Here is a 12,752-nt window from a genome sequence, read left to right on the forward strand (position 1 = left end):
CCCCGCAAAGGGATGCCCTTGTTTGCCAGGCATCCGCCCCGGACGAGGGTTCGAGACCATCTCGCGCCCTCGACGTGATGGTATAACATTATAGATGGAGAGCAAGCAGAAACTGGAAATGGCGCCCGCGGGGTCTCACCACGGAAAATGCCCATAAAGAAAGGGCGGCACCTTGCGGTACCGCCCCTCTTTTTCGTTCCGTCCCTGTCGGGATGGAAACCGGTCTTACATGCCCGAGTTCGGACCGTAAGTGATTTCCACGCGACGGTTCTGATCGTTGCGGACGCCGTCGGCGGTCGCAACAGCCGGACGGGTTTCGCCGAACGCCTGAGCGCTGATCGAGCCATCCGAGATACCGCGAGCGGTCAGGTAGCTGCGAACCGCGGTGTTACGGCGTTCCGACAGGCCGACGTTGTACTTGGCCGAACCCGAACGGTCAGCGTGACCGGCGAGCATGACCTGCGTACCCGTGCAACCACGGTTGTAGGCGCTGATCGCGTTGTCGAGCGTCGAAGCCGCTTCCGGCGTGATGTTCGACTGATCCCAGTCGAAGTACACGATGTACGGACCCGGTGCGCAAACCACTTCAGGCGGCGGCGGGGGCGGCGGCGGCGGCGGCGGGGGCGGCGGGGGCGGCGGCGGCGGAGGTGCCACGACCGGCTCCGGTGCACCACCGAAGTTGTAGGTCAGCGTGCCGAGGATCGAGTGCGAACGCAGGCGGCCCGAAACGTCGCGGCCAGCCTGATCGACCAGATCGAGGTTGTCGGCGTTGAAGAAGCGATACTTCAGGCCAACGTCCCAGTTACGGGTCAGCGGAGCGCGAATGCCGGCGATTGCCTGCCATGCGAAGCCGGTGTCCGAATCGTCGAGGAACGGACCGGCGAGAACGGGCTCGACCGAAACGCGAGCAACACCGACACCGCCGCCGACGAAGCCCTGAAGGCCATCATCGTCACCGAAGTCAAGCAGGCCGTTGACCATGAAGCTCAGTGCGTTGGTGTCACCGTTCAGCGGCGTCGAACCGACGAACGAACCCGTGCCGTTCGGCTGGTTCGGAATGCCGGGTGCGCTGAAGTTACCCGACTTGATGTCGGCTTCGCGATAGCCGACTTCGACTTCCGCGCGGAAACCGCCGAAATCGTAACCGACAGTGGCTTCGCCGTCGTAGCCGACGCGATGGTCGAGCGTTCCGGCGTTGTTGGCAGTGCCGATATCGAGGTCGATGTCCTCGACGATCATCACGCCCGCGCCAACGCCGACATACCAGGAGTTGTCGCGCGCCAGAACCGGCGATGCCAGGGTGGTGGAGGCCAACGCCACAGCGACGGCAAGCTTCCTCATAGTAATTCCCCTTTCAATTGAGATATACGTCTCGGCAGACGTCCTACTCGCCGCTTTGGTTCCGTGCAAGCTAACAAATCGTCAATCTGTTGCCAAAAAGTCGCACTTGCGATGCCAATAAGCGGAAATTCAGCCTGAAATCAGAAGACCCTGCGCTTCGAGGAGCAGGATCAATGCTCCGATCACGCTACGCGCTTCGGAATCGATTGTCGAGCCGCCGGCGGGCGCCGCGATCGTCGCCGGTCCGGCCCACAGGCCGCCATCGAATCGCAGCCGCGCGCCGTCGTCGAGGCGCACGACCTCGATACCCGGTCGCGGCGCGACGAATCGCCACCCGCCCGCGCTCCATAACGCGATCGCCGCCGCTTGCCCCGACCAAGCGCCCGACGGGACCGCGCCGACGATCCAGCATTGCCCTTCGCCCGGATCGGCGGGCGGATCGTCGAGCGGTCCGGCTTCGACGGCGGCGTGAACCAGCGCATCGAGCAGGACGAGCGCTTCGTTATGCGTAACCTCTTTCTGCGCCTGCGCGATCGCAAGTAACGGTAACGCAAGGCGCGGCGTGGCGGGCATGTCGGTCATGATTTATCCTTTTATGTCAGAGGCAAGGATAGCGGCGGCGACAAGGCGAGATCCCCCGCCTGGCGGATATGGAGCGTGCATCCGGGCGGCAGCATCGCAAAGTCGCCTGCGCCGATGGTCAGCGTGGCGGATGCGCTTTCCCACGGCCCGATCCCGGCGACGGCGGGCGACAGCGCGATATGCCATCGCTCATACGTCTCGCCGGGTGCCTGGTCGACATGATCGCGCCATCCCGCATCGGCGCGGCTGCATCTTGTCCAGTCGATCGTCGCGCCGCCTGCGCCGTCCGTCCGCACCCGCCCGTGGACGGGGGCGAGCGGCTTCAGCGCCCGCCCCGCACCGGGTACCGCGATCTCGGTCAATATGTTGCCGCCGCGCGGCATCCATTGCAGTATCGCGCCGCCCCCTTCGGCCCATCGCGCGAGGTCGCCGGGCAGCCTCGCGAGCGCCGAATCGTCAAGCAGGACAAAGGCTTCGCCCACACCATGCACCGCAGCGTGGCCGGTTCCCGCACGCCCGCGAAGCAGGCGCGACAGGCGCCAGCGCGACGGCCCGACCGCTTCGGCGTCCCCGAACTGCAACAACTCGCCGCCGATCATCGCACGGTTCGCGCCGCCCAGCAGCGCGGCATCGTCGACCGATTCCAGCGCCATCGCGGGATTGACGAGGGTAACCGTCGCAACATTCCTCATGTCGAACTGGCAATCGCTCGCCGCCGCGAGCGGTTCGGCAAGCTCGCCCAATGCCGCCGCGGGGCGGACTGTGCCGACCGAAATCGGTTCGGCGCCCGCCACCGGCACGAACCAGCAATCGGCGCCGCGCCAGCCATCGTTGCTGCCACCGGCGGCGATCAGGATTTGCGGCGTCGATGCCGCCGGTATGCCGATATTGGGAAGGTCGAACAGGCGGACGGTGCCGATGGCGTCGGGCCAGTCGGGCGCGTTCACCGGCGTCCCCGGTTCGGCGGGCAGCTCGACCGAAGGCAAGGGTTGGTGACGCTTCAGCTCCAGCGATATGTCGCTTGCCCGAACGATCCGCGCAGCAACGCGCCACGCGCTTCCGTCCGCCAGCGTCACGACATGACCGACGGGCAATGCCAGCGCCGCAAGATCGGCCTGCCAGACCAGCCTCTCGCGCCCATCGGCCGCCGCGCGCGCCAGCCGCTCGGCCAGCGCCCGTGCCGACCCTGCCGGCAACACCGCGGGCAGGTCGATCCGCTCCTCGCGCAGCCCGCCCCCCGCGACCGCGCTCGCCTGCTGCCCCAGCTGGTAATCGCGGCCGGGTTCATAATGGCGCAGCCGGATCGTGCCCGGAAGCGCCGACAAGGGGGCGCGGCGGTGCTCGACCCGGTCGCCTATGGCTTCCGCGCGCCGCGCCTCGGCAAAATCGGCCAGCGCCAGCGGCTCGCCCGCCAGCGCAACGGGCGCAAGGCGCCACGCGTCTGGGCCCGACACCAGCCCGGTGCCGTCGACTTCGAGCAGCGGCGCGAGCGCATCGCGCGCGCGGTCGCCCGACGCCGCATAACCGGCAAAGGGCCACGCACCGATACAGCGCCCCGTTTCACCGAGCAGCCGGTCGCCGATCGTCCCGGTGTCGACGCTTCCCGCATCGGCCTCGACCTCGAAGGTCAGCGAGGGGATGCGGTTGCCGAACGCACCGAGCTCCAGTTCCTCGAACACCGCATAGGCCAGCCCCCGAAAGGCACTGGCCGATCCAATGCCGGTCGCCGACGCGATCAGCGGATCGACCGACTGGTCCTCGCTCCCGGCGTACCAGCGAAAGCCGGTGCGCTCCTAGAACGTCCCGCTCGATCCGCGCAGCAGATTGCCGTCGGCCCAGATCCGCCGGATCGCGCGGACGGGCCGCGAAGACAGCGCGACCGCCAGCGACACGGCATAGCTATATTCGGTCACCGACGGCCGTCCCTTGCCGCCGCTGCGCTTGTTGCGGCGCTCGATCAGGTCGGTCGCCCAGATCACGCTCCCGGCGACACGCATCGTCCCGAACAATTGCGGTATCTGCTGGCCATAGGTCGACGCCTGCACCTTCAGGTCGGCGAGCCGCGGTCCTTCGCGCCCTTTGGGTTTGAAGATCGCGGCGTCGACCTGCTGGCCGATCGCCGCCCCCACCGCGGCCCCGACCGGCCCGCCGACAATTCCGCCAACCACCGTCAGCACCAAGGTCGCCATTGTCGCTCCTTTCAAGAAAGTCGCCAGCGCGCTGCGGCGAGCACCGCTGCATCGAGCGGCGTCTCGACCACCCGCCGCAGCCCGGCGTGCGCATGCACCATCCGTCCGCGCCCGATCAGCCCGAGATGAAATTGCCCCGCGGGCAGCGCGATCAACGCCGCATCGCCGTCGCGCGCATCGGGCACCGTCCGAAACCCCGCCGCCTCCAGCGCCGCGACAATTCGCACCCGGCTCCATCCGCGCAGCGGATAGTCGCGCGGCGCGTCGAGCCGGCACCCCGCCGCCGCATAGGCGGCCCAGACCAGCCCGACGCAATCGAGCCCCGTCGCGGGATCGCGTCCCTGCAGCCGGAACCGCACGCCGACCATCGCCCGCGCCGCCGCAAAGGCCCGCGCCGCCGCAAAGGCCCGCGCCGCCAAAAGATCGTTGCGCGCTTCATCCACCCGGATAGCGCGTCAGCAGGTCGTTGCCCGGCAGGTGCGCCTCGCCGCGAAAATTCGCGGCATTGGCAAAACGGTCGCGGCACGTCGCCAGCTGCTTGTCGCATCCCTCGGTCAGCCGCACGCGCACCGGCCCCGCCGGCGCGAAGGATGGCACATCGGCGAGCTGGAGCAGCGCGCCCTCGGCCGCGATCACGGGGCTCGCGAGCCCGCAATTGCCGCCCTCGAGCCACAACAGCTCGCCGAACGCCATCCCCGGCGCGGGCGTATCGAGCGTCGCGGTCCGCCCGTCGACCGCCGTCACGCGCCGCATATGCGTTCGCGGCGCCAGGTCGACGCGGCACGCGCGGTCGCCAAGCGTCGCGCGGCACGACGGCGAGGTCGCGGGGCACACCGGCCGGTCGAGCAGTCGGGTCACGCCCTGCAATTCCGCCGCAAACGCCGCCCCGCGCCGCTCGATCGCCCCCAGCGATCCCCGCGCCACCGTCACCGGCGCCGCCCCGGGCGCGCTCCAGTCGGTCACGAACAGTTCGAGCTCGGCGCCGTCCCAGCGCCCGGCATCGATATCGCGCGCCGCGATCGCGGCGCTCGTCACCGCGCCTTCCAGATCCATCGTCGCCGCGTCGAGGCTGTCGCTCGTCTCGAGCGCCGACGGCTTCATCCCCGGCGCCGCGCGATACAGCAGGCCGCCGACGGCCAGGTCGCGGTCGTGCGACGTCAGCCCGATCACCACCCCGTCGCGCCGCGACAGCCGCCAGCACCACGCCAGCGTCACCAGCTCGGCGCGCAGCCAGTCGGGCGCGCTCGACATCACCATGGCGCGCGCACTTCGACCAGCGGCACGCTCGCGATCTCGCCCGCGAGGAAGGTCGCGCGGCTCGCCTCCAGCCGGTCCTCGGCAAAGCGCGCCGGCACGTCGAACAGATAGCCCGCGCGCACCGCCACCCCCGCCGCGGGCGCGACGTCGAGCAATATCTCGCCTTCGCCCGTCACGACGAACGCCGCCGTCTCGATCCCGTCGACCGACACGCGCACGCTCGCCGCGACCGGCAGGCGGATATTGCGCCGCTGCACCGCGTCGCCGCTGCCATAATGTTTGACCAGCGCGAACTGCCGCCGCGCCCCGTCGCCGGTACCGAGCATCTGGTCGCCCGCCGCGGGCAAACCGCCATCGACCGCCGAACTGCAATCGAACGGATCGCGAAAGCGGAACGCCCGCGCCGCGCCGCGCCGCGCGCGAAAGAAATCGGTCAGCGTCCGCACATCGGCCTCGGACCGTATCCCCGGCCCCGCATCGTAGCGCATCCGCGCCTCGGCCCATTCGCTCGCGCGCTGCTCGTGTCCCGACGGCGAGCTCACGATCTGTGTCGAAAATTCGGTCACGACCATCGCCTCGCGCCCGATCGCGATCGGGAAATCCACCGCATCATACGCCTGCACATCATCCTCCCCATCGAATGTCACAAAGCCGTCGCGCGCCACCTGTGGCAGCGCCCAGACGAAGGTCTGCGCCACCCCTGCGCGCCGCGCCGCATCGGCCGCGTCGGCGATCGGCGCCCACTGCGCGCGATCCTCCGCCGCCAATACAAACCCCGAGAAATAATGCTGATCTTCAACCGGATAGCCGAGTCGCGCGCCCATCGCGGCGCACGCACCCGCGGTCTCGGCCCCGCGTCCGCCGGTCACCCAGTCATAATCCTCAAGCTGCAGCACGTCGAACGCCGGCGCCGCCCATCCCGGCGGCACATTGGCGCGCCGCACCGCGGGCGCCGCCGGGTCGAGCACGGTGGGCAGGTAAACGAGCAAATGGCTGACCAGCCCCGCCGCCCCCGCTTCGTCGCGCGCGGCCGCGACCAGCGCCGCGGTCGATGTCGCGAGCAGCGCGCCCAGCGCGTCGAGCATCGCGAGCTGCGGTGCGTCGAGCGGCGCCCGCACATCGGCAATCGCAACGCTCGCGGTACCCAGCATCGCCGTCGTCACTGCGTCATAGGCACAGATGCGTCCCTCGGGCGCGATCCACCACCAGGGCTCGCCGACCTGGAACTTCGGCGCCAGCCCCGCCGCGACGCCGATCGCGACGAACGCCCGCGCGACGATCTGCAGATATCCCATCGCCGCGGCATTGGCGGGCGACAGCAAGGTCGACGGCGGCACCCACCCGGTCAGCGCGGGCGAACCGTCGGCCGCGCGCTGTTTCCAGTCGCCCCGGCAATAGGCATCGAAATATTCGTAGGAGAGCGACCAGATCAGCCCCAGCCCCGCCGCCTTGCAAGCTTCCGCAAACCCCGCATGCCACGCCGCGCACGGCGCATTGAGCACCCCGCCCGCAAGGCTCGCGTAAAAGCCGCTGCCCGACGCTTCGAGCCGCATATAATGGCTCATCCCGACATAATGGACGATGTCGCCGCGATAGCCCAGTTGCACGACCTGCCGCACTAGCCGCGCCGGGGTCAGATGATAGCTGTCGTCATATCCGCTCGCGATTCCCAGCCCATGTTCGGGCATCACCACATCGCCAATCGCCAGCACCGACCCCGATCCCGTACAGGCGATCGCGCTCATCTCGGCCCAGCCCTGCACCGGCGCCGCCAGTACACCCTCGCCGCCGTCATAGGTCGGCGGCACCAGCGATATGAACATCCGGTCGATATCGCCCGCCCACACCCGATCGGCCTCGCCCGGCAACAGGAAGCCCCCGTCCAGCGCATCGAAGTCGAGGCTGACGACCGCATCCTCGGCCGTCCCTTCGGCATAGTTCCAGAGCCGCACATACCAGGCGCGCGGGTCGCCCGCGGCATCGCGCCCCTCGATCGTCAGCGTCGGCCCGTGCAGCGCGTCGAGCGGCTTCACCCCGCCCGACCGCCACCGGAACCGCAGCTGCGTGTGCCGATAGTCGCGGCGCGTTTCATAGGCGAGCAAAGGATGGTCCCAGCGGTCCTCGCTCTCCCAGATCAGCCCCGCCAGATCCTGTTTGCGGTAGAACGCCGCCTCGACGCGCAGCGCACCCGGCGCCGCGCGCGTCACGCTCGCCATCATCGGCCGCGCGAAATCGACCGTCCAGAAGCGCGGGTCGAAGCGTTTGAGCCAGCCCTTGCGATGATGCGGCTCGGCGGCCGCCACCAATGCCCAGCCCATCAATCCTCTCCGCTCGCCACCGCACGCCGTACCGCGCGCGCCAGCTGCCGCCCCGTCTGCGCCAGCCGCTGCGGCTCGCTCCCCGTCTGCCCATGTACATTCACGGTGATCGCGATATGGCGCACGCTGCCGCCCGCCGCTTCGATCCGGCCGCTCGCGGTCGGCACGAACAATTCGGGCCCGCGCTCGCCAACGCGATAGGCTCGCCCGGCGCTCACCGGCCCGCCGGTCGCGCGCCCGGGCGCGCCGAACAGCGCCTGCGCAATCGAGGTGCCGAGCGACAATAGGCCGCCGCCGCTCCCGCTCGCGCCCCCACCGCCCATCGCAGCACCGATCCCGTTCGAAATCGCCGCGCGCGCGATATCGGCCATCACCGACAGCGCGAGCCGTTTCAGATCCTCGAACCCCAGTTTTCCCGAAACGATCGCACGCGACAGCGCACGCTCGATCCCGCGCCCGGCATCCTCGGCCCCGGCAACCAACGGCCCGCTCATCTCGGCGCGCAGCACCGCAATGTCGCGCCGGAACGCCCCGGTATCAGCACGCACCGAAACCAGCATCTCGTCGACTTCGTCACCCATCGGGAAATCTCTCCATCATCGCCGCCAGCGCCGCGCCGTCGAAGCCCGCCGCATCGTCCGCCTCGACCCACCCGCCCAGCACTGCACGCACATCGGCCGGCGTCGCCGCCCAGAACTCGTCGGGCCGCCACCCCGCGACGCGCGCCATCACGCCCGCGAGCGTCACCGCCGCGGGTCCCAGCCGGCCGTCTGCCACCTCATCGCCCCTGCAATATCTGCCCCAGCACGATACGCAGCGCCGGCGTCGTCGTCGCCAGCCCCTGCTGCACGATCGCCTCGCCGATCGCCTCGCGCGTCAGCGCCTCGGGCCGGTCCGTCACCAGGTGCCAGAACAGGCACGCCAGCTCGCCGAGCGCGAGCCGACCGTCGGCCGCGCGCTCGACCAGCGCGAACAGCGGCCCCAGCTCGGCTTCGGCCGCGACCAGCGCGGCAAAGCTCGGGCGCAGCACATGCGCCGTCCCGCCGACGCGTAACGCCGCTTCGCCGCGCAGCGCATTCGCGCCCATTTTTGCCGAAGCGCTCACAGGCTCGCCACCGCGCCGCTCGATTCGAGGTTCAGCGTGTAATTGCGCTCGCCATTATAATCGCCGGCATAGTCGAGCCGCGTGACGAGGAAGCGCCCGCGCATCCGCTCGCCGCTTTCGAAGCTCAGCTCATAATGGTCGACCGTCCCCGCCAGCGCATGACCGCGCAGCCGCATCTCGGCATCCGAACCGGTAAAGATTCCCGCCGCGCTGACCGAAACCGATCGCACCCCGGCCCCCGACAGAAGTTCGCGCCACCCGCCCGAATCCTTGGTCGTGACGTTCACCGCTTCGCCGTTCACCGACAGCTGGGTGGTGCGCAGACCGGCGACCGTGCGATATGTCGGCGGCGCTTCGCCGTTGCCGATCTTGAGCAGAAAAGCGCTCCCATTTTCAATCGCCATCGTCTAATCTCCTTGGGCAGAAAAAATCATGCGTAACGGGGAGTCGCAGGATGCTGATCACGACATTGCTTCTGGCCGCCATGGCGCCGGCGCCGACCGCCGCGGTCGACACGACGCGCGCCGCTTTCACCAAATGCGTGCGCGACCACATGAAAAAGTCGCTCGAAGCCAAGATGGAAGAGGCCGAATATGAACTGGCGCTCAAGGCGGAGTGCTCGACCGAACGCGACGCCTTTCGCAAGGCGGTGATCGCCCTCGGCCGCTCGGGCGGCGATTCCGAAAAGGTCGCGACCGAAGACGCCGACATGCAGGTCGAGGATTACCACGCCAACTTCACCGAAAAATTCAAGGATTACAAAGCGAACAACTCGCTTCCCGGCGAATGACGCGGCGCTGGGCACGCGCCGTTGCCTCCTTCTCCTTCGTCATCCCGGACTTGATCCGGAATCCCGCTTTTTGACGCGCTGATTGCCTTCGATCTAATGGGGGACCCCGGATCAGGTCGAACGAGCCACATGTCTCGTTCGAGGGTGGCGATGCAGGATTGGGCCGCTTCCGGTCGTTTGCTGCCATCGCATCGCGAACTGCACGGAACGGCGAAAACGGGGTGGTGAGCTGCCACTCCTAATATCCGTCATCCCGGCGAAGGCCGGGATCTCACCCTCTCGAAATGACGCGCCGGCGAGATCCCGGCCTTCGCCGGGATGACGAGGATAGAGGCGGCAGCAATCGGTCGAAACCAGCACTACCCGCCCTCACCCTCCAAACACCGGCACCGCACCACCAGCTCGTGCCGCCACCCGCCGTCGCGGGCAAAGCCGAACCGCGTCCGCACCGTCCGCGCGCCCACCACCGTCCATTCGCCGGCAGCGCCGCGCAGGCCGGTGACAACCGCTTCGATGCGCCCCGCCGCCCGGTCGTCGCTGCCGCTGCCGACCCCGACCAATGTCAGCGTCAGGGCGACTTCGCGCCCCGCCCGGTCCTTGGTGCCCCAATCGCGTCCCTCGGCTGCGCCGACGCTCACATAGGGTGCACTCGCCCGCGCCGGCGTACCGTCGAATATGCCATGAACCAGCCCCGCCAGCTCGGCATCGCTCGCCAGCAGCGCCAGCGCCTTCGCCCGCACCGCCTGTTCGGCACCGCTCATCGCACGCCGCCCAGGCTGAGCATCCGCCAGGGTTGCCACAGCGCCGCGATCACCGCGGGCGGCGTCGCCGCCGCGCCGTCGCGCGCATCGTGCAGATGCTGCGTCATGCGGACGATGCCCTGCCGGATCGCCTCGGGGACGGCATTGACGCCATCCGCCAGCCCGGCGCGATAGGTGATGCTTACCCGGTCGGCGTCGCCCGGCGCCGCGATGACCAGCCGCACCGCCCCGCCCGGCTCGCGCACCAGCCGGTAATCGGCCGCGCCCAGCGCCGTCTGGGCATCGTCTGCCGCCAGCAGCGTCACGGCCTCGACCGCGATCACCGGGCGCGCGGTCGGCCGCGCCGCACCGCCGCGCAGCGACAGGACCTCGTCCGCCGTCCGCACGATCAGCCATTGGCCGATATAGGCTTCGCAGATGCTCGTCGCGGCGCGCAGCAACTGCGCGACCACCGCATCGTCCAGGCTCGGCCCCAGCCGCAGCCAGCCGCGCGCTTCGTTCAGGCTCACCGGCACCTCGCCGGGCAACAGGCTCGCCGCCATCATCGTTCCTCCACGCGCATCGTCACCGATCGTTCGTCGATCTGTCCGTCGCTCATCGTCACCCGGTTGGTGATCCGATAGACATGCCCCGCGACCCCGCCGGCGAGCGTCGCCGCCGCCTGCAACAGGTCGTGCGCCGATGCGGAAACGACGATGCCGCCATCCTCGTCGGGCACGACCGTCCAGTGGCTCGCAACCACCGCCTGCCCGTCGGGATAGGCGGTGTGCCAGTCGAACTCGAAATCGATCCGCGCGCCGGGGTCCTTCACCATCATCGCCATGGCCGCTCCTTTCTCGCTCTCTTTTCAGGGTTTGCGGACGGTCACGCGCCGGCCGGCTTCGCGCACGACCGCGACGCCCTGTTGCCGGCTGCGCTCGGCGCCCGGCTCGGGTCCGCCCCATTCGCTCGCAAGGTCGCGCCGTGCGGCATCGCCGATCGCCCGCGATGCCAGCGCCGATCCCGGGGTCATGCGGCGCCCTCCAGCGCCGCCAGCCGCTGCTCCTGCGCCGCGATCAGGAACAGCGCGATCTGGTCGGGGCGAATCCCGAACCGGTCCTCGCCCGCGCCCCATTCGTCCCAGCACAAGAAGGCATAGGGGGTTGCGCCGGGCCGGCCATCGGGGCCCGGCGGATCGATCAGCCCCGCCTCCGCCATGATCGCCCACACGCGCTGCGCGCGGACGCCGAAATGATAGCGCGCGCCCGCTGCGCCTTTCAGCGCGATCGCGTCGTTCCACTGGAAAAAGCCCAGCTCGGCGGCAATACATCGCGCCGCGTCCAGCTCGGCGGCGGTCGCGGCGCCGCGCCAGCTTTTCTCGCGCGCGTCCGATGTGTTGATCGTCCCCGTGCCCGCATAGACGACCGACCAGCGACTGGCCGCCGTGCCCGACGTTTGGCTGTTATCGGCCGCGGGGCGAACCGCGCCGGCGCTTTCGATGCGCAGCCGCTCGGCACTGTTCGCATAGAAACGCAGCGTATTGGCGGCGTTATGGCAATAGAGCCCCTCGCCGGTCGAATGCGCGGCGTTGCCGATCCAGCCGCCGTTCGCATCGCCCGCGATCACGATCCCCGAATAGCTGCTGCCGGCCAGCTTGATGCGCGCCAGCGCGCTGCCGCTCGCGCCCTGCACGTCCAGCGCATGCGCCGGCGCGGCGGTGCCGATCCCGACCAGCCCCGTCGCGCCGATCCGCATCCGCTCGCTTCCCCCCGTCGCAACCGCGACCACGTCACTCGCCGCGCGGAACAGCCCGGTGTCGGGATCGCCGGTAAAGCCGAACGACGGCGCCGCTGCGCTTCCGCCCGGCGCGCCCAGCACGCCGCCCAGATCGTATCGCCCGCCCGCATCGCGGAACGCCAGCGCCGACAGCGGCACATTCACCCAGCCGCCGCCGCGCCGCACGGTCAACAGGTCGCCCGCCGCGCCCGCCGCGACCGCCTCATGCCCCGTCGACAGCGGCTGGCGCGCTTCGATCGCCGCGGCATTGTCGGCGAACCAGGCGGCGCCGACGGTCAACGCGATGGTCTTCATCCCCACCGCGAAATCGACCGCGGCGCCGCCGTTCGAAGAGGCCGATATCGTCTCGCGGAGCAGGCGGCCGCTGGCGTCGAGACGGCCGATCCCGACCTCCCACTGCCCCGGCTGCGCGATCCCCGCGATGGCATAATGAAAGGGCGTTTCGGCGGGCACGCAGTCGGCGAAACGGCGATGGCCCGGCACCGCGCCCGTGGGCGTCAGCGGTCCGGTCCCGCCCTCCTGGCACAGCTCACGCACCAGGTCGGCGAAGAAAGGGGTCGGCATGGCAGGACCATCCTTCTCTTGTATATCGGAAAAAATTGGCGCCCGGCCCGCTCCCGAAAGGGGGGAGGG

At 69.5% G+C, this 12,752-nt stretch carries 17 protein-coding genes; 1 reads left to right on the plus strand and 16 read right to left on the minus strand.

The genetic code is table 11. The features are described 5' to 3' along the window. Positions 1 to 225: 225 nt before the first annotated feature. The 11 genes from VGU00_RS03215 to VGU00_RS03265 all read right to left on the minus strand — a co-directional run bounded on the left by VGU00_RS03215 (position 226) and on the right by VGU00_RS03265 (position 9,196). Positions 226 to 1,341 carry an OmpA family protein gene (locus tag VGU00_RS03215; protein WP_327465423.1) on the minus strand — a complete coding sequence of 372 codons (1,116 nt, stop codon included), beginning with the start codon at positions 1,339 to 1,341 and terminating at the stop codon, positions 226 to 228. Between the two features lie 129 nt (positions 1,342 to 1,470). Next, positions 1,471 to 1,923 (minus strand): DUF2793 domain-containing protein, encoded by a 453-nt coding sequence (locus VGU00_RS03220; protein ID WP_327465425.1) that lies wholly within the window; start codon positions 1,921 to 1,923, stop codon positions 1,471 to 1,473. A gap of 11 nt (positions 1,924 to 1,934) precedes the next feature. After that, entirely contained in the window at positions 1,935 to 3,602 is a 1,668-nt protein-coding gene (locus VGU00_RS03225; protein WP_327465427.1) for a phage tail protein, read from the minus strand. Positions 3,603 to 3,716: 114 nt separating this feature from the next. Further along, positions 3,717 to 4,112: a hypothetical protein gene (locus VGU00_RS03230; protein WP_327465429.1), complete on the minus strand. Its 396-nt coding sequence runs from the start codon at positions 4,110 to 4,112 to the stop codon at positions 3,717 to 3,719. An 11-nt stretch (positions 4,113 to 4,123) separates the two neighbouring features. Further along, positions 4,124 to 4,555: an NlpC/P60 family protein gene (locus tag VGU00_RS03235; RefSeq protein ID WP_414713486.1), complete on the minus strand. Its 432-nt coding sequence runs from the start codon at positions 4,553 to 4,555 to the stop codon at positions 4,124 to 4,126. Then, positions 4,548 to 5,369, minus strand: coding sequence for a DUF2163 domain-containing protein (locus VGU00_RS03240; RefSeq protein WP_327465431.1), 822 nt, complete (start codon positions 5,367 to 5,369; stop codon positions 4,548 to 4,550). The genes VGU00_RS03235 and VGU00_RS03240 overlap by 8 nt, the downstream gene beginning before the upstream one ends. Continuing rightward, on the minus strand, positions 5,363 to 7,687 hold the full coding sequence (locus VGU00_RS03245; protein ID WP_327465433.1) for a DUF2460 domain-containing protein: 2,325 nt from the start codon (positions 7,685 to 7,687) through the stop codon (positions 5,363 to 5,365). Before VGU00_RS03245 ends, VGU00_RS03240 begins: the two co-directional genes overlap by 7 nt. After that, complete coding sequence (locus tag VGU00_RS03250) at positions 7,687 to 8,268, minus strand: tail tape measure protein (protein ID WP_327465435.1); 582 nt, start codon at positions 8,266 to 8,268, stop codon at positions 7,687 to 7,689. The genes VGU00_RS03245 and VGU00_RS03250 overlap by 1 nt, the downstream gene beginning before the upstream one ends. Beyond that, positions 8,261 to 8,464 (minus strand): phage tail assembly chaperone, encoded by a 204-nt coding sequence (locus VGU00_RS03255; RefSeq protein WP_327465437.1) that lies wholly within the window; start codon positions 8,462 to 8,464, stop codon positions 8,261 to 8,263. Before VGU00_RS03255 ends, VGU00_RS03250 begins: the two co-directional genes overlap by 8 nt. Position 8,465: 1 nt before the next feature. Then, complete coding sequence (locus tag VGU00_RS03260; RefSeq protein WP_327465775.1) at positions 8,466 to 8,774, minus strand: GTA-gp10 family protein; 309 nt, start codon at positions 8,772 to 8,774, stop codon at positions 8,466 to 8,468. Positions 8,775 to 8,788: 14 nt separating this feature from the next. Further along, positions 8,789 to 9,196 (minus strand): phage tail protein, encoded by a 408-nt coding sequence (locus tag VGU00_RS03265; RefSeq protein ID WP_327465439.1) that lies wholly within the window; start codon positions 9,194 to 9,196, stop codon positions 8,789 to 8,791. A 50-nt stretch (positions 9,197 to 9,246) separates the two neighbouring features. Between VGU00_RS03265 and VGU00_RS03270 the strand changes: the two genes are divergently transcribed. After that, on the plus strand, positions 9,247 to 9,582 hold the full coding sequence (locus tag VGU00_RS03270) for a hypothetical protein (RefSeq protein ID WP_327465441.1): 336 nt from the start codon (positions 9,247 to 9,249) through the stop codon (positions 9,580 to 9,582). Positions 9,583 to 9,941: 359 nt separating this feature from the next. On the opposite strand, the gene VGU00_RS03275 is transcribed toward VGU00_RS03270, so the two are convergent. Genes VGU00_RS03275 through VGU00_RS03295 form a run of 5 tightly spaced genes read right to left on the minus strand, consistent with a single transcriptional unit; the run spans position 9,942 to position 12,683 of the window. Then, positions 9,942 to 10,343, minus strand: coding sequence for a DUF3168 domain-containing protein (locus VGU00_RS03275; RefSeq protein ID WP_327465443.1), 402 nt, complete (start codon positions 10,341 to 10,343; stop codon positions 9,942 to 9,944). Next, on the minus strand, positions 10,340 to 10,888 hold the full coding sequence (locus tag VGU00_RS03280; protein ID WP_327465445.1) for a head-tail connector protein: 549 nt from the start codon (positions 10,886 to 10,888) through the stop codon (positions 10,340 to 10,342). The genes VGU00_RS03275 and VGU00_RS03280 overlap by 4 nt, the downstream gene beginning before the upstream one ends. Next, positions 10,885 to 11,166 (minus strand): hypothetical protein, encoded by a 282-nt coding sequence (locus tag VGU00_RS03285; protein WP_327465447.1) that lies wholly within the window; start codon positions 11,164 to 11,166, stop codon positions 10,885 to 10,887. The genes VGU00_RS03280 and VGU00_RS03285 overlap by 4 nt, the downstream gene beginning before the upstream one ends. A gap of 24 nt (positions 11,167 to 11,190) precedes the next feature. Continuing rightward, positions 11,191 to 11,355 carry a hypothetical protein gene (locus tag VGU00_RS03290; protein ID WP_327465449.1) on the minus strand — a complete coding sequence of 55 codons (165 nt, stop codon included), beginning with the start codon at positions 11,353 to 11,355 and terminating at the stop codon, positions 11,191 to 11,193. Further along, positions 11,352 to 12,683, minus strand: a complete 1,332-nt coding sequence (locus VGU00_RS03295; RefSeq protein ID WP_327465451.1) for a tail fiber domain-containing protein — start codon at positions 12,681 to 12,683, stop codon at positions 11,352 to 11,354. The genes VGU00_RS03290 and VGU00_RS03295 overlap by 4 nt, the downstream gene beginning before the upstream one ends. Between the last annotated feature and the right edge of the window lie 69 nt (positions 12,684 to 12,752).

Origin of the sequence: Sphingopyxis sp., from assembly GCF_035944815.1 — a bacterium.
GTDB lineage: Bacteria > Pseudomonadota > Alphaproteobacteria > Sphingomonadales > Sphingomonadaceae > Sphingopyxis.